Origin of the sequence: Gillisia limnaea DSM 15749, from assembly GCF_000243235.1 — a bacterium.
GTDB classification, from domain to species: Bacteria; Bacteroidota; Bacteroidia; order Flavobacteriales; family Flavobacteriaceae; genus Gillisia; species Gillisia limnaea.
In genome coordinates this window covers 2,581,874-2,604,775 of record NZ_JH594606.1, presented here as the reverse complement: position 1 = coordinate 2,604,775, position 22,902 = coordinate 2,581,874, and the positions used below count along the sequence as shown (strand labels likewise).

At 37.7% G+C, this 22,902-nt stretch carries 23 protein-coding genes; 5 read left to right on the top strand and 18 right to left on the bottom strand.

Features of this window, described 5'->3' with window-relative positions; genetic code table 11:
* Nucleotides 1–28: 28 nt before the first annotated feature.
* Both GILLI_RS13320 and murI read left to right on the top strand, forming a co-directional pair.
* Nucleotides 29–538: an OmpH/Skp family outer membrane protein gene (locus GILLI_RS13320; RefSeq protein ID WP_040507058.1), complete on the top strand. Its 510-nt coding sequence runs from the start codon at nt 29–31 to the stop codon at nt 536–538.
* Nucleotides 539–602: 64 nt separating this feature from the next.
* Nucleotides 603–1,397: a glutamate racemase gene (gene murI / locus GILLI_RS13315; RefSeq protein WP_006989640.1), complete on the top strand. Its 795-nt coding sequence runs from the start codon at nt 603–605 to the stop codon at nt 1,395–1,397.
* A gap of 6 nt (nt 1,398–1,403) precedes the next feature.
* Here the strand turns inward: murI and GILLI_RS13310 are convergent, their stop codons facing one another.
* Entirely contained in the window at nt 1,404–2,402 is a 999-nt protein-coding gene (locus GILLI_RS13310; RefSeq protein ID WP_006989639.1) for a PorP/SprF family type IX secretion system membrane protein, read from the bottom strand.
* Nucleotides 2,403–2,558: 156 nt separating this feature from the next.
* Here GILLI_RS13310 and GILLI_RS13305 point away from each other — a divergent pair, with 156 nt between their 5' ends.
* A complete protein-coding gene (locus GILLI_RS13305; protein WP_006989638.1) occupies nt 2,559–3,467 on the top strand; it encodes a NifU family protein in 909 nt (302 codons plus the stop codon).
* Between the two features lie 113 nt (nt 3,468–3,580).
* On the opposite strand, the gene GILLI_RS13300 is transcribed toward GILLI_RS13305, so the two are convergent.
* A complete protein-coding gene (locus GILLI_RS13300) occupies nt 3,581–5,848 on the bottom strand; it encodes an inorganic phosphate transporter (protein WP_006989637.1) in 2,268 nt (755 codons plus the stop codon).
* Nucleotides 5,849–6,130: 282 nt separating this feature from the next.
* Here GILLI_RS13300 and GILLI_RS13295 point away from each other — a divergent pair, with 282 nt between their 5' ends.
* Both GILLI_RS13295 and GILLI_RS13290 read left to right on the top strand, forming a co-directional pair.
* A complete protein-coding gene (locus GILLI_RS13295) occupies nt 6,131–6,331 on the top strand; it encodes a dodecin family protein (RefSeq protein ID WP_006989635.1) in 201 nt (66 codons plus the stop codon).
* Nucleotides 6,332–6,477: 146 nt separating this feature from the next.
* Nucleotides 6,478–7,341: a mechanosensitive ion channel family protein gene (locus GILLI_RS13290; RefSeq protein ID WP_006989634.1), complete on the top strand. Its 864-nt coding sequence runs from the start codon at nt 6,478–6,480 to the stop codon at nt 7,339–7,341.
* Nucleotides 7,342–7,343: 2 nt separating this feature from the next.
* Here the strand turns inward: GILLI_RS13290 and tsaB are convergent, their stop codons facing one another.
* From tsaB to GILLI_RS13210, 16 genes are all read right to left on the bottom strand, one after another.
* A complete protein-coding gene (tsaB, locus tag GILLI_RS13285) occupies nt 7,344–7,997 on the bottom strand; it encodes a tRNA (adenosine(37)-N6)-threonylcarbamoyltransferase complex dimerization subunit type 1 TsaB (RefSeq protein WP_006989633.1) in 654 nt (217 codons plus the stop codon).
* 12 nt (nt 7,998–8,009) lie between these two features.
* Complete coding sequence (locus GILLI_RS13280) at nt 8,010–9,281, bottom strand: efflux RND transporter periplasmic adaptor subunit (RefSeq protein WP_006989632.1); 1,272 nt, start codon at nt 9,279–9,281, stop codon at nt 8,010–8,012.
* A gap of 3 nt (nt 9,282–9,284) precedes the next feature.
* A complete protein-coding gene (locus tag GILLI_RS13275; protein WP_040506654.1) occupies nt 9,285–10,616 on the bottom strand; it encodes a TolC family protein in 1,332 nt (443 codons plus the stop codon).
* Nucleotides 10,617–10,676: 60 nt separating this feature from the next.
* A complete protein-coding gene (locus GILLI_RS13270) occupies nt 10,677–11,795 on the bottom strand; it encodes an efflux RND transporter periplasmic adaptor subunit (RefSeq protein ID WP_006989630.1) in 1,119 nt (372 codons plus the stop codon).
* A 21-nt stretch (nt 11,796–11,816) separates the two neighbouring features.
* Nucleotides 11,817–13,082, bottom strand: coding sequence for an ABC transporter permease (locus GILLI_RS13265; RefSeq protein WP_006989629.1), 1,266 nt, complete (start codon nt 13,080–13,082; stop codon nt 11,817–11,819).
* A gap of 1 nt (nt 13,083) precedes the next feature.
* A complete protein-coding gene (locus tag GILLI_RS13260) occupies nt 13,084–14,331 on the bottom strand; it encodes an ABC transporter permease (protein WP_006989628.1) in 1,248 nt (415 codons plus the stop codon).
* Nucleotides 14,324–15,025: an ABC transporter ATP-binding protein gene (locus GILLI_RS13255; RefSeq protein ID WP_006989627.1), complete on the bottom strand. Its 702-nt coding sequence runs from the start codon at nt 15,023–15,025 to the stop codon at nt 14,324–14,326. The genes GILLI_RS13260 and GILLI_RS13255 overlap by 8 nt, the downstream gene beginning before the upstream one ends.
* A 243-nt stretch (nt 15,026–15,268) precedes the next feature.
* Entirely contained in the window at nt 15,269–15,499 is a 231-nt protein-coding gene (locus tag GILLI_RS13250; RefSeq protein WP_006989626.1) for a hypothetical protein, read from the bottom strand.
* A 60-nt stretch (nt 15,500–15,559) separates the two neighbouring features.
* The gene (locus GILLI_RS13245; RefSeq protein WP_006989625.1) at nt 15,560–16,093 is read right to left on the bottom strand and encodes a DUF420 domain-containing protein; all 534 of its coding nucleotides are present in this window, start codon (nt 16,091–16,093) and stop codon (nt 15,560–15,562) included.
* A complete protein-coding gene (locus tag GILLI_RS13240; RefSeq protein ID WP_006989624.1) occupies nt 16,084–16,824 on the bottom strand; it encodes an SCO family protein in 741 nt (246 codons plus the stop codon). The genes GILLI_RS13245 and GILLI_RS13240 overlap by 10 nt, the downstream gene beginning before the upstream one ends.
* Before the next feature lie 2 nt (nt 16,825–16,826).
* The gene (locus GILLI_RS13235; RefSeq protein ID WP_006989623.1) at nt 16,827–17,471 is read right to left on the bottom strand and encodes a hypothetical protein; all 645 of its coding nucleotides are present in this window, start codon (nt 17,469–17,471) and stop codon (nt 16,827–16,829) included.
* Nucleotides 17,472–17,546: 75 nt separating this feature from the next.
* Nucleotides 17,547–17,909, bottom strand: a complete 363-nt coding sequence (locus tag GILLI_RS13230) for a cytochrome C oxidase subunit IV family protein (protein ID WP_006989622.1) — start codon at nt 17,907–17,909, stop codon at nt 17,547–17,549.
* Between the two features lie 17 nt (nt 17,910–17,926).
* Nucleotides 17,927–18,907 (bottom strand): cytochrome c oxidase subunit 3, encoded by a 981-nt coding sequence (locus tag GILLI_RS13225; RefSeq protein WP_006989621.1) that lies wholly within the window; start codon nt 18,905–18,907, stop codon nt 17,927–17,929.
* 45 nt (nt 18,908–18,952) lie between these two features.
* Nucleotides 18,953–19,534 (bottom strand): cytochrome c oxidase subunit 3, encoded by a 582-nt coding sequence (locus tag GILLI_RS13220; RefSeq protein WP_006989620.1) that lies wholly within the window; start codon nt 19,532–19,534, stop codon nt 18,953–18,955.
* On the bottom strand, nt 19,525–20,427 hold the full coding sequence (cyoE, locus tag GILLI_RS13215) for a heme o synthase (protein WP_006989619.1): 903 nt from the start codon (nt 20,425–20,427) through the stop codon (nt 19,525–19,527). The genes GILLI_RS13220 and cyoE overlap by 10 nt, the downstream gene beginning before the upstream one ends.
* A gap of 348 nt (nt 20,428–20,775) precedes the next feature.
* Nucleotides 20,776–22,899 carry a hypothetical protein gene (locus GILLI_RS13210; protein ID WP_006989617.1) on the bottom strand — a complete coding sequence of 708 codons (2,124 nt, stop codon included), beginning with the start codon at nt 22,897–22,899 and terminating at the stop codon, nt 20,776–20,778.
* Nucleotides 22,900–22,902: the final 3 nt, after the last annotated feature.

Genomic DNA, 22,902 nt, shown 5'->3' with positions numbered 1-22,902 from the left:
TAACACTTTAACCCTTAATATTTTTAAAATGAAACAATTCAAAACATTACTTATAGCCGTAGCTTTAACCCTTGGAGCCACTGCTTTTACAAATGCACAATCAAAAATTGCACACGTTGCTTCTCAAGAGCTGGTACAAACACTTCCTGCTTATAAAGACGCAATGGCTCAATTAGAAAAATTGCAAAAAACCTACGATGCTGAGATTCGCGATATGATGACGGAAGCTCAAAAAACAATGCAGCGCTATGAGTCTGAAGCTCCTACAAAGACAGAAGAAGAAAACTCTAAAAGAGCTCAGGAATTACAAAGCACACAAAGAAGAATCCAGGAGCACGGTCAAAATGCACAACAGGATCTTCAAAAGAAAGAACTTGATTTGCTAAAACCAGTCTATGAAAAAGCACGTGTTGCGATTCAAAAAGTTGCAAGAGCAAAAGGGTATGATTACGTATTGGACTCTTCAAATGGTTCGGGAGTGATTATGGCTGATGGATATGATCTAATGGCAGATGTTAAAAAAGAATTGGGAATGTAATATTTCTGAAATATAATTTATTAAACTGCGCTCTATCCGGGCGCAGTTTTTATTTTTGTATCAAATGAACAATACAGCTCCAATAGGTTTTTTTGATTCCGGGGTAGGCGGAACTTCCATTTGGAAAGAAGTCACGCAGCTTCTTCCCAACGAGAATAGCATTTATCTTGCAGACAGCAGGAATGCTCCCTATGGAGAAAAGCCCGCAACTGAAATCATCAGCCTGAGCAGGAAAAACACAGAAAAATTAATTGAAATGGGAGCTAAGTTAATCGTGGTCGCCTGTAATACTGCTACCACAAATGCAATAGATTCCCTAAGAACCAATTATTCAATTCCATTTATAGGAATAGAACCCGCTCTCAAACCCGCTGCAACAAATTCCATTGGAAAATCTATTGGAATACTTGCAACCAAAGGCACTTTAACCAGCAAACTCTTTGCTAAAACTTCAGAATTATATGCAAGCAACATCAATATAATCGAAGTAGTGGGAGTTGGATTGGTGAAATTAATCGAGGAAGGAAAAAAAGACAGCCCTGAAATGGAATCCCTTTTGCGCGATCTTTTAGACCCAATGCTTAAAGCTCAAATAGACTACCTCGTTTTAGGATGCAGTCATTATCCTTATTTAACTCCAAAACTGAAGGAGATCCTTCCCGCGAGTGTTAAAATAATAGATTCAGGTGAAGCTGTAGCCAGACAAACAAAAAGAATTTTAGAGCGATTTGATCTCTTTAATACCTCCGGGCAAGTTTCAAAACACAAATTATTCAGCAATACAAATCCGGAAGTTCTTGCCAACCTTGTAGGAGAAATTATCAATCCATCGATAGAGGTTTCTTATATGGATTTTTGATGAATTCTAATTAATCGCCGGGCATTTACAATCATAACGTGCACGGTTTTCCCCAAAATTATAACCCAGGGTAATTTGATGAAATCCTGCATTGCTTAAAACAAGTGAATTTATTTGATGAGAATAGGTATATGCAACAAGAAATTGCTTGTAATCGAACCCAACAAAACCGGTGAGATATTGTAATTGCTGATTTTTAACCTCAACTCCATCCGTGGTATATTCTGCACCTTCAAAACTTCTTCTGTAGGATAATCCACCCCAAAGTCCGCCCAGTTCAAGACTTTTGTAGACCTTCAAATTTGCATCTATATTTTTTTCTGAAGCTTGATCCCTTAATTGAAATAACACCGAAGGCTCATAACTCCATTCACTGTTTCCCATGCCAAAAACGTATCCGGCAGAAAAGAGGTATTTCCGCTGATTGCTGGGCACCGCATCTGAATAAAATAACTCTCTTTTTACCGAAAGAATATTCTTTGCGGTAAGATGTGCAAAAAAATCAAGATAATAGTAGGACATTCCTACATCTACATTCCCATAAATATCTGAAGAATTCCCACCCCCAATTATAGGGTCAAAAGTTGTAAAACCACTTTGATCAAGACTATGCTGCACCACTCCGCCGCTTATACCAAAAGACAATTGATTTAGATCCAGTTCACTTCTGGAAAAAAGCAAGTGATAGGCAAAAGTAGCATAAGCCCCACGTTTCGAATAATTCCCGTTTTGATCGTTAAAAACAATTGCACCTAAACCAATCCTCTCCCCCGTCCTGGCATGAACGCTCAGGGTTTGTAAAGTAGGTGCATCATCAACGTCAAACCATTGCTGTCTCGCGGTTAGACGAATTTTATTGAAATTTGAAGCACCAGCCATAGACGGATGCAGCAAATAAAGATTATCGGTCAAATAATCAGAATAGGTTGGAATTACTTCCTGTGCAATTAATTTTGTAGAAAAAATCAAGACAAGAGTAAAAATTATCGCGAAAAATGGTTTCATTTAAATTATTTAACATCCCTGGGAAGAGAAATATCCTTTCAAAAAAGTGCAACAATTCCAAATATAAGGAAAGCTTATAAACATAAATTTAATATCAATTGTAAATATATAGATTAGCCTAGTTTGTTTTAGTAATTTTGCAGGAAAATTTATAGTATGAATCCATATACCATCCATATACATCCTACAACCAATCCCGCGATTGTAAAATTTGAGACCAACCAGTTTTTGACCCGTCATGAAAGTTTTGAATTCGGAAATATAGAAGAAGCCTCAAAATCCCCATTGGCGCAACAATTATTTCATCTACCCTTTGTAAAAACCGTCTTTATCGCGCAGAATTTTATCGCTATTGAAAAGTTTAATATCATAGAATGGGAAGATGTACAGGAAGAAGTGGCAAACCAGCTTAAGGATTTCCTCAACGAGGGAGGTGTAATTCTTAACATTGAAAGCGAGCCGTCCAAAAAAGTAGTTCCTGTAACTGTTTATGCAGAAAGCACTCCCAATCCTTCGGTAATGAAGTTTGTAGCCAATAAAAAACTGGTTATAGCACCTGCCGAATTCAAAAATATAGATTCTACGGCAAATGCACCCTTAGCCAAAGCCTTGTTTCACCTGCCTTTTGTTAAAGAAGTTTTCATGGATGAGAATTATATCTCTGTCAATAAATATGACATGGCCGAATGGAACGACATTACCATAGAAATAAGAGAGTTTATAAGAAATTATCTTCAGGAAGGCAAGGAGGTTTTATTAAAGGAATCTGTAGAGACAGCAACCAAAACTTCCCAAAAGACAGCATCGAATTCTAAAGATCTGGATGAGGTGTCTTTGCAGGTTATAGACATTTTAGATGAATATATTAAGCCCGCAGTAGCCAGCGATGGGGGAAATATTACCTTTGATTCTTACAATCCGGAAACCAAAACAGTGAAGGTTATATTACAGGGAGCCTGTAGCGGATGTCCTTCGTCTACTGCAACCTTAAAAAATGGAATTGAAACCATGATGCGCGATATGCTTCAGGGTAAAGTGGATTACGTGGAAGCGGTTAATGGATAAATCAAGAATCCGTTTTAAAAATTGGAGGTATCCCGAGCTATCGGGACCGGGAACCTGCCCGACGGACAGGCTGGTTAAACCTTCGATGAGGGATTAATTTCAAAAAAATAAGATCAATAGTTGGTTTGCTTCGCTTCTTTATGAAATTCCTGAAAAAGCTGAAGCAAACTCATCGTTGAGCTAATCAAATCTTTTGTTTCCAGCAATAATCCAAAATATAACTTAGAGTTTTTCGGACTGGTTTCCGTAGTTCGAATTCTGTCGATTTGTCGCTGAATTAACTCTGAAACATTCTCAAGCAATACTCGTTTTTCTGCAATTACATTATCTATATTGCTGAAACTGTGAGAATCAAAAATGAGTTTAATATCATCAAATAACACCTGCATTTTAGTATCTATGGCTTTTAGATCGCGGGTTTGGTTAAATTTCAGGTTCTTGTGATTATTGTGAACGTGATTATAACTGTTTCGTGTTATAAAACCAATGGATTGTACCATATCCTGTAAATGATCTAAAATAAGGATATAGAATTTACCTGCTTCCACAGATTCATCGTCCAGCGATTTGATAAAATAGAAAATATTCCCCTTTAACTCATCAATCTCCAACTCTAGTTCTTCAATTCCTTTGCTACTCTTTTTTAGTTTATTTAAATCGTGTAGTCCAAGGCTGTCTACAGTTTTGGTGTACATTTTATTAATTCTGCCTATCACACTGGAAATGTTCTGAGAAGACTCAATAGTAATTTCGTTAATGGTAATTATATCGCTCCGTTTAAAACGCTTTCGTTTCTTTTCTTCTTTCAGTTTCCTGGAATGCAGTACAGTACTTCGAACAATTAGGATCACGGCAAGCAATACCAGAATAGCAATGGCTATAATTCCACCAAAGTAAATGATAACTGCAAAAAGTCCTGCCCCTAAAAATGCTGTACAAGCAGTAACAAACCACCCACCTATTACATTTAAAACACCCGCTACCCTAAAGACAGCACTGTCCCTATCCCAGGCACCATCTGCAAAAGAAGTTCCCATAGCTACCATAAAAGTAACATAGGTAGTTGATAATGGTAATTTTAAATTTGTTGCCATGGATATTAAAACACTGGCCACAACAAGATTTACGGAAGCTCTCACTAGATCAAAGGATGGCACTTCAAGCCCCTTTTCATCGACAGGCACCGTTTCCTTATTAAATTTGGAACTCATCTTTTGAGATAAAAAATCCGGGATAAGGGATTGAAAAACATTGCCAACAATAATAAAATATCTAACTATCCCGCGCGAGAAAAAATTGGGCTCAAAACGTTCATCTCCAACCTCCTGCCTGGCAAGTTTGATTTCGGTTTGGGTAACCCGCATGGCTTTTTTGGAAAACCAAAGGGTTGTTACCATAACAAGACCTGCAAGAATTAAAAATAGGATGGGTGTACTCACCTCTTCGGACAATCCGCTCATCAATAACTGCGATGGTAATACTCCGGTTGCCTGATAAGCCGCATGCCAGATCTCAAAGGACTGCCAGGCCGCAATAGGTACACCAATAAAATTTACCAGATCATTTCCTGCAAATGCAAGTGCCAGGGCGAAAGTTCCAATTACGATAATTGTTTTAAGAATATTTACTTTAAACAGTGTAATGGCTACATGGGATATTCCCGTAAATAGCAAAAATCCGGAGATCACGATGATCAAAGAATTATTTTTTACATAATCCAGAAAATCGGGAGGAACCAAAGAAATGCTTGAAATCCCTTTCATTAAAATAAAATAAAGCAATGCAGTAAATGAAAGCCCTCCAAATATGGCCCCAATGTATTTTAATTTTTTCTCGTATTGGAAAGTAAAGATCAACCTGGAAAAATATTGAATAATTGAACCAAGAGTGAAAGCAATAACAACAGAAAGCAGTATTCCAATAATTATTTGGGTTGCTTTTGAAGTGTTTATGAATGTAAATAAAGTCTCATAATCTCCTGTAGAATAATATATTTTTATAAGGGCCACAAATACCGCTGCTCCAAGTAATTCAAAAACTATTGAAACTGTTGTTGATGTTGGAAGCCCCAACGAATTGAAAAAATCCAATAGGATTACATCTGCGATCATTACCGCCAAAAAGATGATCATGATCTCCTCAAAATGAAATTTTCCAGGGATGAAGATCCCTTCGCGTGCAACTTCCATAAGTCCGCTGGAAAAAACGGCTCCTACTGCTACCCCTATACTGGCAACGATAAGAATTTTGCGAAGAGGTACTGCTTTTGAGCCTACGGCAGAATTTAAAAAGTTTACAGCATCATTGCTTACACCTACCACCAAATCAATAATCGCCAAGGTAAATAAGGCAATCAACATCAAGATATAAACATTTTCCATATTGCCCCTTTACTCCTACAAATGTTCGTATTTAAATTTTAAAAAAAGACTTTTCAAAGTTATTAAAACTTTAAGAAGAAAGATAAATTAACAACGCCTTTTAAACCCCAGAAATCATTGGCAAAAGCACACAAGTTATGTATAAGAAAGAATATCCAGAATTTCGATCAAATCCATCCAAAATGGGAGTGGCTGGCGTAGGGAAATTAAACCCACTGGTGGAATTAAATTTTCGTACCTTACTAGTGCAATTGTTTAATAATCATAAAAACCAAAATAGGGATGTCAATAATTAAAGTAATTGAAGTCATCGCAACTTCAGAAGACAGTTGGGAAGAAGCCACCAGAAATGGGGTAAAAAGCGCTTCAAAAACCATAAAAAATATAAAATCGGTTTATGTAAAGGAACAAAAAGCGCTGGTTACCGGAGAAAATATTACAGAGTTTCGAGTAATCCTAAAAATTTCCTTTGAATTAACTTAATTATTTAATAATTCATAAAATTAAGTCAGAATGCTCCCTGGCGAATTAAAACCTCCATGTGGGATTGAACAATATTAACAAAATTTAAACATAAAATATTCCCTTCTTTTTGGTGAAAATGTTCCCTTTGTAAAAATTCAAAAATCATGGATCAAATAGACAACTGGAGCGAACTTGCTAATAGTTATCTTTCAAAACTTATAGACTTCTTACCCAGCCTGTTCGCGGCCATATTGATATTAGTACTCGGTCTTTGGATCATTAAAATCATACTGCGATATACCCGCAAAATTTTTCAGAAAAAAGACTACGATAAAACGCTGGAAAACTTCATTATTACCCTGATTAATTGGACTTTGAAAATCCTTTTATTTATTGTTTTTATAGGGAAGCTCGGTGTTCAAACGACCTCCCTTATTGCAGTTGTTGGTGCCGCCGGGCTTGCAATAGGACTTGCCTTACAGGGTTCTTTATCCAACTTTGCCGGAGGTGTACTAATTATAATATTAAAGCCATTTAAAATAGGTGACTGGATTGAAGCTGGAGATGTGTCCGGAACTGTAAAGGAAACCTCTCTTTTTTATACCTATCTCATTACTTTTGGAAACCAACTTGCCATTATCCCAAATGGGGATTTAACCAATAATGAAATTATAAATTATACGGTTGAAGGTAAACGTAAAGACTCTATTACCATAGGAATATCGTATGACAGCAATATCAAACAAGCTAAAGACATCTTACTAAATCTTATGAGAGAACAGGAAGGGATCATGGAAGATCCGGAACCACAGGTTGTAGTAGCTGAACTTGCAGACAGTTCTGTAAATCTTTCGTTAAGATTTTGGGCTTTAAATGAAAACTTCTGGGGTTGCCACTGGTTTACTATTGAAGAAGCAAAAAGCAGGCTGGAAGCCGCCGGAATTGGAATTCCTTTCCCACAACGGGATGTACATTTCTTTAATCATTCTAAAGATGCGAAAGAAATCAATGAAATTACGGGTAAATAAACTTATCCGGCCATAAAATCCTTTAAATAGTAAGGTTCAAAATAAGCGACATCTTCAAAGTCGCTTATTTTATATTTAGATATGGCCAGTTGAACCATTTGATTTGCTGAAGGAAGTTTTCCTTCAATAAAATTAGCGTTGGGGTGCCTGCATATCTCCTTAAACTTGGTCACTCCACTTCCAATAAAATACACTGGGCCATTTTCTAAATTGTCAAGATAGGAAGTTTCATCAAGGATTTTTGCACTCGTATCCTGTACCTGTTTCCTTTCCTTGTCGAAAACTGCAGAATACACTTCCATTCTCCTGGCATCAAGCATTGTTATAACCAAAGCTTTTTCCTTTACCTGATAAGCTAAAGCCGTTAAAGTAGAAACGGAAATAAGTGGGATCCCAAGGGAGAAACATAATCCTTTAGCTGCAGATACGCCAATTCTAAGCCCTGTATAGGATCCCGGACCTTTACTAACAGCAATTGCATCAAGGGTGGAAAGTTGCATATCATTTTCGGCCAAAATATCCCGAATGAAAATATGAAGCCTTTCCGCATGGGAGAATCCATTGTTGTAATCTTCCTTTAAGGCAAGTAACTTTCCATTCTTAGCAAGTGCAACAGAACAATTCGTAGAAGCAGTTTCTATACAAAGTATATTCAAATTTTTTTATTTTTATTCTGAAGGAGGTGTTTTATTTGTACCAGCACTAACTTCATCCCCGTCTTTTAAACTCTTTGTTACGGTGTTATATGGTCCGGTAATCACGGTTTCTCCTTCTTTTAAGCCAGACACTATTTCTATATTTCTATTATCCTGGATTCCCGTGGTTACAACCCGCAATTTAGCCAGATTTCCATCCTTTACAAAAACAGTTTCAAATTTTTTATCGGTCGCAATATCTGCCGGTTTCCCTCCGGGAGTTGAAGTTGTATCATTCCTAATCACAATAGCACTAATAGGCACCCCAATCACATTATCCCTTTTCCTTGTAATTATATCAACCGTTGCCGTCATTCCCGGTCGGAAAGGTGAATAATTTTCCGGCTTCCCTTCCAATAGATCTTCATAGGAACTTTCAAGGATTTTCACCTTAACTTTAAAATTGGTAACCTGGTCTGCGGTTAATCCTTCTATGGCAGAATTTGAGATTTCGGTAACTATACCTTTGAATTCTCTTTTTAAATAGGCATCCACTTCTACAATGGTAGAATCGTTCACCGCTACTTTTACAATATCATTTTCATTCACATCCACTTCCACTTCCATACTGGCTAAATTCGCCACTCTCATAATCTCGGTTCCCGCCATTTGCTGGGTTCCTACCACTCTTTCTCCTAGTTCTGCTGCCAGTTTTGAAATGGTCCCACGCATAGGTGAGAAAATACTGGTTCGGGCAAGATTATCTGTAGCTTCGGTCACGGTGGCAGCAGCACTTTGCATACTATAATATGCGGCATTTTTTGATGCCTCTGCAACTTCAAAAGCTGCAACTGCACGATCCCATTCTGCCTTGGAGATAACCCCTTTTTCGAAAAGGGTTTTATTCCGGTCATAATTTGCCTTTGCTTCCCTTAAATTTGCTTCGGCCTGTGCATAATTTGCACGAACATTTTGTAATCCAGCGCGGGAACGTTGTAAGCTGGATTGGTAAATATCAGGATTGATACGTACCAATAAATCGCCCTTTTCCACCAACTGTCCTTCTACCACGGGAAGTTCGATAATTTCCCCGGAAACTTCTGAAGAAAGTTTAATTTCAAGCTCTGGCTGAATCTTTCCGGTAGCCGAAACGGTTTCAACAATTTGGATGGGTTCAATCTTAGTGATCTCTACTTCCTTAATATTTCCAGATGCTCCAAACCATCCTGCTTTTTTACCTGCAATAAGTACTACAATAAGCGCAACTGCAATAACACCAATAATAATGAGTGTTTTTTTCTTCATGGTCTAAAATTTAAGATCGGTTACCGGAATTCCGAAGTATAACTCGATCACTTTCAATTTAAATATATAATCGTATTTGGTTCTTACTACCTCTGTTTGTGCATTTTCAAGTCTGGATTTAGCCTGACTAAATTCGAAACCATTGGTTAAACCTACGTCAAATCTTTCTGTAGCATAAGAATAAGCCTGCTCCTGTGCATTTAATGCCACCAGGGCAGCTTCGTAAGACCTAAAGGCTCCTTTTGCATCTACATAAGCTTGATAAACATTTGCTTCAAGGTCCAACTCTGCCTGTTCCAAACGATATTCGGCACGTTGAACATTCACCTTGTTACGTTGCACCTGGTTTCTCACAGCAAATCCGTTTAAAACAGGGATATTCAATTGCAATCCATAAGTAGTTCCATCATTTTCATATAATTGGGTGGTAAAATCCCGGCTAAAGGGATCATTATTGGCATACCTGGTATTGTAATTAAAAAACGCATTAATCGTAGGCCAGTAAGCACCCCTGGCTATTTCAACATCTTTTTCAGCGATCTTTTTGTTCTCCTCTGCTACCTTTATTTCAAAGCGTTCCTCCCGTGCTCTTTCAATTAATTCTGAAGGGGTTTTGGTAAGGATTTCTGCTCCAAAAACATCATAATCATCTTCGGCGATATCAAAGTTTTCATAATCTTTTATCAGAAGTGTTTGCGCTAAACTGATAAGGGATATTTTTATATTGTTTTCGGCTACCACCATACGTTGTAGTTCATTGGCATTGGTAGCTTCTATTTCAAGAAGATCTCCAGATGGAAGTACTCCTGCATCTACCAATTCCTGAGTTCTTTCCAGTTGCTCTGTGGTAACCGCATTTTGAGAGATCAAAACTTCCAGACTTTGCTTGTTGAACAGCACCTGTAAATAAGAGTTTGCAACAAAAAGGGCTATATCATCCTTCATCAACTCCAGGGAATATTCACTTGCCAGTTGGGTGAGTTTAGATCGCTGAAACTGCCTGTAATTCCTCAACCCGTCGAAAATAGTTAAGGCTGTGGTAGCTCCACCAGAAAAAGAGGTGAAACGGGTATTTTCAAAACGGTTAGTGGTTGGATTGATACTTAAACCGCTGTTGCTGGTAAGACTCATTTGTGAACTTAGCGAAGGTATAAAATTACCAATAGCATCAGATCTGTCAATTGCTGAAGCTTCCACATCAAGTTCCGATTGTTTTACTGAAATATTATTTTCCAGGGCATAGGCAACACATTCCTGAAGTGTCCATCGCTTTTCCTGAGCGTGCGTATAAATACCTATAAAAAGGAAACAGGCTAAAAAAATTATTTTTCTCATAATTGTGCTTGTAAAATACATGTCTAACAAATTGGAAAGTTGTTACAGAATAATTTGAAACTAGTTCGCAGTAAATTGTTGAGCAGGCTTAATTTGGTTCCAAATCTTAATTTTATCATTTTCTGAAATGCCATTCAAAACCTGAACATAAATACCATCACTTACTCCCAATTCAATTTCTTTTCGGGTGAATTCCTGATCTCCCGATTCTACTTCCACAAAAGGTTTTTGGGTTTTGGGATCAAATTGAACCAGGGCCTCTTTAATTGCCAGCGCATTATCTACTCGCTCAAGAATTATAGAGGCATTAGCACTTAACCCGGCACGAATAAAAGTAGTATCCGATTTGTTTAAGGTTCCTTCAATATCAAACTGAATAGCGCCATTTTCACTGATCCCTTTTGGAGCGATGTAATCTAAAACCGCATTAAAGGTCTTATTCTCTATAGCGCCAATGCTAATTTCCAACGGAAGGTCTTCCCGAATCTTTCCAACTTCGCTTTCATCAACTTTTCCTTCAAAGATCATTTTATTGACATCGGCGAGGGTAGCTATGGTAGTACCATCATTAAAGTTATTGCTTTCAATAACCTGATTTCCTGTTTTTACCGGTACATCCAGCACCATTCCATCGATAGTAGAGCGAATTAAAGTATTTGCAGCACTCCCAAGTCCACTTGTGGTTCCTGTGCGCACAATTTCAAAATTTTGTTGTGCCGATCTATAGGTTTGTTGTACCCTTTGATAGGATACCTGAACATTATCAAAATCATTTAAGGAAATCACCCCCTTATCAAATAAAGCTTTTTGGCGATCAAACATCTTCTTCTCATTATCGAGATTTATTTTGGCAGTGGTAACCGCATCCTTTGCACTTTGTAAGGTAGAAACATTCGGAATTACCCTAATTTTCGCAATTAGGTCTCCTGCCTTAATCCTTTGCCCGGCTTCAATATAGATCTCATCTATGATCCCTGAAATATTCGGTTTAATCAATACCTCTTCCCTGGGAACTATGCTTCCTGTAGCTACGGTTTTCTTAATAATGGTTTGCCTGGAAGGCGTTTCTGTTGCATAAACAACAGGGTTTTCCTGATTTTTCTGATAGAGGTAATACAAAGCTCCCACGAAGGTTATCGCAATTACTAAAAGTATGACTACAGTGACAGTTTTTTTCATTTTTGAGTTGAGTTAATTTATTTATTCCGTCCTTAAAGCATCTACCGGCTGAATCTTTATAGCATTTTGTGCCGGTATTAATCCTGCCAGTAAACCCGATATTATTAAAATTGTAAGTGCAGTTATTACCACTCCCAAATCTACACTGGGATTTGAAAACATCATTTCTGAAGTATCCATCCCCTGAAGTTGATAATTGATTAGTGCTATTATTCCTGTTGCAAGAGCAATTCCTGCCATCCCTGAAATTATAGTCAAAAAGATGGATTCCATCAATATTTGTCCGCGAATTGCCCATGGAGTTGCTCCCAGCGCCCTGCGTATCCCTATCTCATTGGTGCGCTCCTTTACCACAATAAGCATGATATTGCTAATTCCAATAATTCCGGAAAGCAATACCAGTATTCCAACGAAATAAGCAACTGCTTTTAAAGCCACGAATAAACCGTTTATTTTGCTGAACTCTTGATATAAATCGAAATTACCAATGGCACGGTCATCTTCAGGATGAATGGAGTGATTTGATTTTATAATATCAAAAACCTGGCTTTTAAGTTCGGTTATTGAGGACCCATCATTGGCCGTTATTGCCATCCATCCCACAGTTTCACCCATATTAAAAGCCTGAGAAAAAGCTGTAAAAGGAACGAATATCTGTTTTTGAGCTTCTTCAGCGTTCCCGTTATTATTACCTTTTTTCTTGTAAGTCCCTATGACCATGAAATTGACTCCATTGATCTTGATATAGGAGCCAATTACTTCCTCCCCCGGTTCATACATATCCTTGCGAACTCCCTCACCAATAATTGCCACTTTTCGTTTATCCTTGATATCAGAATAGTTGATAAACCTCCCCGAGGTAATATCCATAGGCTCTTGCATGATTACCTCCGGATAATCACCATAAACATTAAATGCACCTGTTTTTAAACCACGTACCACATTATTTGCACCTCCAAAACCTCCCAACTGATTTCTGGGGGATACGTATCTTAAATCGGGTACATTTTGTTTTATAGCTGCTACATCTGATGTTTTAAAATTATAACGCCTCCCTTTAGGTAATCCTTTGTAAGGCTTGGAGGGAGTTTGAGCCCACATGAACATAGAATTGGTGGCCATTCCTCCAAAATCTTTCTTCACTCCATTTTCAAGGCCTTTCCCGGCTGCCAAAAGGATCACAAGGATAAAAATTCCCCATAATACACCAAAGGCCGTAAGCACAGTCCTGAACCAGTTTGCGGTCAGGGCTTCTATAATTTCGCTCCAGTTATCTCTGCTAAACATATTATTCGTCTCTTAAAGCTACAATTGGTTTAATTCTGGCTGCTCTCCAGGCTGGAAAAAATCCCGCGATTGCCCCGGCAAGTATTAAAATAAAAACTGTTGAAAGTGCAACCGCAAAGTTTATAGAAGGGTTAGTGATGTACTGGGTTTCTATCATTGGCCCGATAAATTCCAGCAACGCAAGGCTAAAGATCAGGCCTACAAATCCGGCAATTGTAGTGATAAAAATAGATTCGTGAAGTACCATCACTATAATGGAAACAGGCTCTGCACCAAGAGCTTTTCTAATCCCGATCTCTTTGGTTCGCTCCTTGACAATGATAAGCATGATGTTGCTCACACCAACTACCCCCGCAATGATGGTACAGATCCCAACTCCCCAGAAAAAGAATTTGATCATATCCATCAAATCATAAAATCTCTTGGCGTTTTCAAGAGAATTGTTGATGTTAACGGCGCTTATATCATCTGGAGCAATCGTGTGCTTTTCTTTAAGGTAAGTAGAAACTTCTGCAGTAAACTGTTCAGATTCTGCAAGGGCTTCTTTAAAATTGTCCTTTTTTTCTAAAGTAAAGGAAAGGTTTCTAATTTCGTTACCGCCCCCAAAAACAAGCTGTGCGGTAGATAAAGGTAAAAATACACGGGTTTCTTCCCGTTCTCCTCCGGGATCTGTAAAAACACCAATTACTTTAAAGTTGATATTGCTTATCTGGAGATATTCTCCAATGGGATTTTCTCCGTTTTTAAAAAGATCTGTTTTTACCTTGTTTCCAATCACCACAACTTTTTCGAAGTTCTCTTGGTCTGTATAGTTGATGTATCTCCCATTAGTCATAGAAGCATTTTCCAGAAACTGATAATCCGGCCAAACCCCTTCTACCCTGTAGGAGCCAGATTCGGTTTTATAATTCACAAGCCCGCTCCAAATCCTGTAAATAGAAGATTTGTATTCCAGCTCATCATTGTACTTAGAGCTGATGTAGCCATAATCATCATTTTTCATGGTGATCTGCCGGCCCGGATTCAATCCTTTGTATTCCTTGGAAGTTACACCTGTGTAGACGTACATGACATTGGCAGCATCCTGTTCAAACTCTCTGGAAATTCCATTCCTCATGCCTTCTCCAATTCCCAGGAGAATAACCAGAATAAAAATTCCCGAGGCAACAGAAAGCCCTGTGAGAAACGTCCGCAGTTTGTTTTTGCTGATCGTTTCAAATATTTCCTGCCATCTTTCTATATCAAACATTGCTCAAAGCTCTTACCTGGTTTACCCTTGTATCATCTATAATTAAACCGTCCTTAAGATTTACGATTCGTTTGGTCATTTGGGCAATATCATGTTCATGAGTTACCACAAGAATGGTCCGGCCTTCATCATTTATCCCCTGGATCAAATCCATTACTTCATAGGAAGTTTTGGTATCTAAAGCCCCTGTAGGCTCATCGGCAAGCAAAACTTTTGGATTGGATGCCAGCGCCCGGGCAATCGCAACCCTTTGTTTCTGACCTCCGGAAAGTTCATTAGGCAAGTGAGAAGCCCAGTTTGCCAGCCCAACCTTTTCAAGATAACTCATTGCTATATCTATTCGCTCTCCCCGCTTTACTCCCTGATAATACAACGGTAAAGCCACGTTATCCAGTGCGCTTTTATAATTAATCAAATTGAAAGACTGAAATACAAAGCCTAAAAATTTGTTTCGATAGCGAGCTGCAATTTTTTCATTCAAATTCTTAATAGCCAGTCCATCCAAGGTATAAGAACCTTGATCGGCTTCATCCAGCATTCCCAGAATATTCAGCAAGGTTGATTTACCAGAACCCGAGGAACCCATAATAGCAACCAATTCACCTTCAGCTACACTAAAATTTATGCCTTTCAAAACATGAATGGAATTGCTTCCCATTTTATAGGACTTATGCAAGTCTTTAATTTCGATCATAATGAAAAATTATAGCAATTCTTAAAAAAAAATTAGAATAGTACAGACATAAGACCACTTAAATCAAAAAATGTTACAGTATAAAATGTTAGAAAAAAGTTAAATTTTAACTGTATGTTAAGAAGTATTCAGCACTGTAGAGGGGAATAGAAAACCAGGCCTCCTACAAAGTTTATGAATGAAGAAAAAAAGGAAAATGAATTACGGAAGTTTGAGGAATTATTTAAAAGAAATAAAAAACAATTAAGAATTGGAAGTTTTTTTCTTCTTGAAAGAGCGGTAGATGAAAAATGCAATTCCACCAATAAGCACATAAGGAAATATCATTAAATACACAATTCCATCGTTAATACCTTGAGCGGTAGCTTCAGAACCTTCGCTTTCAAGTACTGCGCGACACATAGCACACTGTGCCTCTACCAATGTGGGCAGGAAGATCAATCCTATGGTGAAAAAAATTATTTTAAATCTCATAAAAAATCAAATTAATTCCTCTTCAAATTTAACGATTTTTCAGAAGAAGCTTACCACTTTTTAATAATATGGCAACATAAATATATAAACCAGCACTCCGGTTATGGCAACATACAGCCAAATTGGGAAGGTCCATCGGGCTATTTTTGCATGTTTTTCATATTGCCCGGTTAAACCACGGTACATTGTAAACAAAACCAGGGGAACAATAATCGCAGAAAGAGCGATATGCGTGATCAAAATGAAGAAATAAATATATCTTAAAATTCCTTCTCCTCCATAGGGAACGGGATCGTTGCTTATTTTTGAAATCACATAACTCACCAGAAATATCGCAGAAAGCACAAAAGCCGTAATCATAAAATTTCGATGCCACTTGTACTCTTTTATAGTCATAAAATAGAATCCAAATGAAAGCAGCAATGCAGTTGAACCGTTTAAAACCGCATGGAAAAACGGAAAGGTTCCGGACTGAGTTCCAAATAAATTATAACGTTCAGGAAGATACATAAGTATCAAAACCAAAACAGGAACTACCACGGAAACGGTAATTATTGCAGGGATTGCAATTTTATCAATTTTTGCTACAGCCATTTTGCTTGAAGTAGTTTATTAATATCTTCAATAAGAATATCTATTTCCGGCTCCTCTTCTCCCTCTACTACAGATTTGTTCCGCTCCACAGATCCACGATAATAAATTATTGGATTTCCAAATTTATCAAGTCTGGAACGCACATAGCCTTCTTTATCAATAAGAGCAAAAAGGCCTGAGTGTGCAAACCCACCGGGAACGGTTTCATCCTCATCGGCAAAAATCCCGAATCCGCGATTGGCCATTTCATAAATTTTCTCCCGGTCACCGGTCAGAAAATTCCAATTGGGATTGGTAACACCATAATTTTTAGCATATTCTTTTAAAACTTCCGGGGTGTCATGTTTTGGATCAATAGTAATGGAAACAATCCCGAAGTCTTCCTCATTATCAATTTCATTTTGAACCGAGATAAGATTTTCATTCATAATTGGACAAATAGAAGGACAGGTTGTAAAAAAGTACTCTATCACGTATACTTTCCCTAAATAATCCTTATTTGTAATAGTATCTCCATCCTGATTTATGAATTCGAATTCTGGAACCCGTTTCTTTTCTTCATATTGAATAATATACGCAACTTCTGAAGGATCTCCTTTTTTAGTTTGCACATTAAGCCTGTCAGATTTTACTATGTCCTCGCCTCCTATCCGGTCTATTATTCTTGGTATAAAAATGATTCCAAAAATAAGTATGATAAGGGAAATTCCTATATAGGATGAATTTTTCATAGCTACTTTTCCTCTTTTTTATTATATTTTTTAAGGGCTAATCTATACTCTGCTAGGATAACCTTAACATCATCATTCATTTTGTTATTGAGTTCAGAAACAGATCTGGAATCATATCCATAAAGCATTCCTGTGTCTTCATCGGTATCACGTCCCCGCAGGTTTTCGTCTTTATCTATTATAAAGACATACGGAGTCTGGAGATTTTCATCAAGCTGAAGATTGGTTTGAAAACTATTAAAAACCTCACTTACCTCTTTAGGAGTTCCATAAACCATCTTCCAGTAACCCGAGTTGGTAACTGCTGAAAAATCTTTTATAAACTTTTGAGCCTGTGGTCGGGCATCTTCCGGTAAAACAATTACAAATTGAAAATCTTTGAATTGGTAGAATTTCTCAAGGATCTTTTGGTCAAGGTTAAAAGTATTTCCTTTTAGATCATCCGGATCATTTCCAAAAAAAGCAACGATGCTAATTTTATCCTGAAAGGAAACAGCCGAATCCTGATTGGTTTGAAAATGATTGACATCTTTAACCTGATTGGTTAAAATGGGAAGTTTGGCAAAATGGTTTACACCGGAAGAAAAAAAGAGATAAGCTAAAATGGGCAGTAAAAACAATACACCAAGTACAAGAAACTTCTTCATGGGAACACCGTAATTAGGAAGCACAAAAGTAAAAAGACGGTTTTTAAAAACCGCATTTTCAAGAATTTTTAACTTTTAAAAGTCCCAGGCTACGTGATTATTTTTAAAAACCTCGTAAATATAATCACCTTCTGTTAATAAGATAAATATCAGGTAACTAATTAAGAATACCGCGGTCCAAACAATGGAACGTCTCAGGCCTTTGGTTTCACCATCAAGGTGCATAAAGGACCAGGCAATATAGTACGCCTTGTATATTGTGAGAATTATAAAGATCCAGTTAAGCAACTTCATGCTTAAGAAATTGGTTTCGGTTAAAAAAGCAGGTTTTATAATCCCAAGAATCACCTCCACAAGGGTAACTGCGGATAACAATATAAAAACCAACCAAATTTTTTTGGTATTAGATTCATGTGTGTGTGAAGAACTGTGTGCCATTTTTTATTTTTTCAGAATTATACCAGATAAAAGAAAGTAAATACGAATACCCACACCAAATCTACAAAGTGCCAGTACAACCCAACTTTTTCCACCATTTCATAATTTCCTCTTCGCTCATAAGTTCCAAGGATGATATTAAAGAATATTAGGATATTTATAAGTACTCCAGATAATACGTGGAATCCGTGAAAACCAGTTATAAAGAAAAAGAAATCGGCGAATAAAGGAACTCCGTATTCATTTTGACTCAGGTTAGCACCTTCCACAATTCCTTTGCCTTCAACATTTAATTTCTGTATGGATTCCTCCCTGGAAAGAATCGTTTTATGACCGTTCTCATCCAGTTGTTGTGTACGAATTAGCAGGTTATTATTTGCAAGAAATCCAGCTTTTACTTCCTCCAGGGAAACGCTTGGCAAAGACTCTCCTTCACTAAACCAGATCCCGGAATTATTTCCCGTTACATCTCTTTCTGAAGCCATAGGAACAGCAATATCACCAATTGATACCCTCTTTCCATCTGCATTTACAAATTGCAGGATATTTCCCCCGGTTGTTGTAACCGCACCATATTCACCCTGTATAAAATTTTTCCATTCCCATGCCTGTGAGCCAAGGAATATCAATCCTCCTATGATTGTTAGTCCCATATAAAAAGTGACTTTCCCTTTCTTCATCTGATGTCCGGCATCTACTGCTAACACCATCGTTACAGAGGAGAAAATAAGAATAAACGTCATTAACGCTACATAATACATTGGAGCATCTACGCCGTGTAAAAAAGGAAAGTGATTAAAGACTTCATCGGCGATTGGCCAAGAGTCCAAAAACTTAAATCTTGAAAAACCGTAAGCCGCCAGGAATCCGGAAAATGTAAGTGCATCGGAAACGATGAAAAACCACATCATCATTTTGCCGTAACTGGCCTTTAACGGCTCATTTCCACCGCCCCAGGTTCTACCCTCGGTACCTGTTCTAATAACAGTAGCTTCCATATGGAGATATTGAATTTATATGATGCGCAAAAATACGTAAATTTATTATCTAAAGAAATATAAAAACACAAACAGGTACACCCAGAGCACATCAAGAAAGTGCCAAAAGGTCGCACCCAGCTCTATTCCAAGCATTTGCCCCGGTTTATAGCGTTGTTTAAAATGGTTATAAATTACAACCAAAAGAACCATTAGACCCGCTGCCAAATGGGCAAGGTGAGCCAAAACCAGTACATAAATAAAGGATGTGGTGACCGTACTTTCACTCCCAGTAAAATAATATCCTGAAGAAATTATTTCAGAAAAACCTTCCAACTGCAAAACCACAAAAGCTATTCCCAATCCAAGAGTCGCAAGCAAGGAGAATGTGGCATTCTTTCTATTACCGTCTGTTATACTTTTTTTGGCAAGTATAAAAGTCAAACTGCTTATTACAATTACCACAGTGCTCCAATATAACGATGCCGGAAGTTGAAAATCCGTGATCCAGTCAGGACGACTTTTACTTACTACATAAGCACTGGTTAAACCTGCAAACATCATTACCATGCTTGCAATGCCAAACCAAAGCATCATTTTTTTTGCCCGTCCTATTTTTTCCTCTGTTGTTCCTTGTGTTAAATCCATCCTCTTATAAATTTATCTAATACATATACTATTTGAAGCAGTGTGATATAAGACACACTGGCAAACATCAATTTTTTTGCCGCTTTGGCATCCCGCTTATTGTACAAATTGAAAGCATAATACAACATCCCTAATCCCAGCATTAAAATAATAACTCCGGAGACAGGGGTTAAATAAAGTTTCCCGGTGACTCCAAAAACAGGAATAAGGGAAACTAAAATTGTCCAGATCGTGTAGAGAATAATCTGTACTGCGGTTCCTTTATCCCTTTTCCCTGTAGGAAGCATAAAGAATCCACCTTTCTTGTAATCGTCAAACAGCCACCATCCAATAGCCCAAAAGTGCGGGAATTGCCAAAAGAATTGGATCATAAACAAAGTTCCCGGCTCTATGCTAAATTCATTGGTTGCTGCTACCCATCCCAACATAAATGGAATTGCTCCGGGAAAAGCTCCCACAAAAACAGATAAGGGCGTCCTGGTCTTTAATGGAGTATAAACACTTACATATAGAAAAATGCTTATAGCACCAAACATCGCTGTTTTAGGATTTATGATATAAAGAACTATAAGTCCCAGTATAGTAAAAACACTAGCAATTGTAAATGCTGTATTTACAGACATTCTTCCCCCGGGAATGGGCCGGTTCTTTGTGCGGTCCATCAAGACATCCAAATCCCGCTCAATTATCTGGTTGTAGGCATTGGAAGCTCCAACCATAAAATACCCGCCTATTGCAAGCAATAAAACCGTAACAAAATCAACAACCTCCGCACCCAGAAAATATCCGGCTACAGATGAAAAAACAACACTAATTGCAAGTCGCATTTTAGTGAGTTCCTTAAAATCTGAAAGTATTGATACAGAAGGGGTATGTACGCTTGTATTACTCAAAAAAGCATTTTTTTAATTGGTGCAAAGATACTTCATAATTAGGTTTTAACAAGAAGCTAAAATGGTTAATTTAAACGCCGAAATATTTCTTTATGACCTTAAAACATTGCTAAATTTCACTCTTCCAGGTAGCTATTTAGTAATCAAAAAGTATATTTTCATAAAAGACTATCAATATACCCGTAGTTTTTTGATAAAATACCCTTTATACATTAAATAAGGGGAAAACAAATCTATTAGCCCGAAGCAGGCCCAAGAGGTATGGTAAAGGAAGAATTTTCCATTTTTTCGATGAAATCTTCCCAAAGGGGTTGGGTGGGAATCGGGAAAATAAACTCAACGGTGAAATCAATTGTCAAAGTACCAGTTAAAAATATCGGTTCTCAAGCCTATATTCAGCCAGAGGGTATTGCTTTTAAAATTTTGTGTGGTGTTTTCCATAGGATCGAAATTTCGGTAAATCAAACTTCCAAATATTTTTAAATTGGTAACAGGATTTATTATATATCCTGTTTCTACTTCTGTAAATAGTGAAGTGGTTGTATTTCCCTGCCCTATTTTAACCCCATTTTCAAAAGGTCTGTCACGCTCGCTTCTGTAGATTCCGCCACCGTAATAGGCATCATCTTTTTCAGTATTAAAATCAAACCCACGCTCACCCAGAATAAGTTTTGCACTTCCGTACCATCGGTTGTGCCGGTATCTTGCAATTGCTATAAATTCCCTAAAATTTGCACCCCATAAATGGGCCATGGACTGATTGTTATGACCGTAATTAAGCACTACGGAATTATGGGAATAGGTATATGGACGCACCTGGTTATACTCTGCCTGAAGATATAGGTCTGGAATATTAAATGCATCAAAATATTTCGCACCCAACTGAAAGCCAAGTTTATTTTTCCAGCTTTGGTCGCCTCCAAAAACGTCTACTGAAGAAAATTCATCTATGATCCATTGACCATAAATATTTACCCGATCGCTTACTTTATATTTTCCCGTAATCCCAATAAGTGCATTTCCTCCCCTGGCTCCTGTAGAAAATTCTATGGAACGGTAAAAAATTACAGGATTGAGGTAATTCACATCAAACCCCCGTCCATTATCATTTTGCCAAATTACCGATTCAAACACCCCAATATTGAGTCTTCTGGTTAAATTAATGCTCAGGTAATGGTTTGCCATATACTTTGCGCGGTACGAACCTTCTGCTGCTACTTCCTCCCTTACATCTCTAAGAGACATCCAGGTATTGGTATACTTTAATTTCCAAAAAGTTGTATTTAATTTAAAATACGGGTGAGGGCTTGCATTATCACTCATAAGGAGGGAACGATACCCATCACCAATAAAATTATTTCCATGTCCAAATTGGAGATCAAAAAATTCGTTGGGGCTATACGACAGGTAGCCTTCGGCAACTGGATAATCAAACCCCCCATCCATAAATTCTTTGGCGATTCCCCGTCCAGGTATTATTGCAACCCCACTTCCCATAAAGGGGGCAATACTTTCTGCATAGCGGTTATAGTAGTCGGCAAAACGCCCCTGACTCTCAAAAACAACCGTATAAAAGTTCAAATTATCCCCTAAACCTCCCTGAAAAATTGCTCCCCGAGTATTGTTGTAGGTAAAATCAAAATCACTTTGAAAATCTTTCCCAATTTGCAAGTCCAGCACAATATCCCCGGTAAACCAGTAATTGGGTCCCTGAAACTCCACCAGGTGTTCATTCCATAATTTTCTACCCAACCATGTGGTAGTATTCTTTTGAAGTTCACGTTGCTCCTGGTCAAAATCATAATATTTAGCAACTTCACTGTATATAAAAGGTTTTGTCGCGGTATGACTATTCGTTCCAATTCGGTTGATCTCTGCATCAAACCTGCTATATCGTTCGTGCGATAATGGAATATTTAAATTACTGGAATTCACATTGTCTTTAAAAGGTTTAGAGACAATTGCATCATATTCCTCCAAAACATTTTTATCGCTAGGTGACTCGACCAACCTGTCATTCCCAGCTACTGTAACCGGGGTTTCTGTATCCACCTCAACTGTTGTATTTAGGCTCATTGGAATCTTTAGGGGCATCCGGAATTGCACATACGTTGGCTTTGTATTGTAAGTACCAGGCTCAATTTTTGGCAATAACCCAAAAACCCTTTCAATTTCAACCTTTAATTCTGAATAGATGGCATCTACATAAAGCACTTTGAAATTACCTTCACGGGTAACTTCAAAGAGCACATAAATTTCTCCGCTATAATTTTCTTCAGAAACCTTTTCAGGCACCTGAAAGTTTTGAAGTATAAAAGTTCGAAGCGTATTTTTAAAGCAAACTTCTTCCGACTGAAATTCGGCGTTTTGACACTCGGGAAAAACGGGATAGGTTTCAAATTTGGAAATTTCCACCTGAGACCAACCCGGAAAAATCACAAAAAATAAAAGGAAGCTTCCAATATACTTCATAGC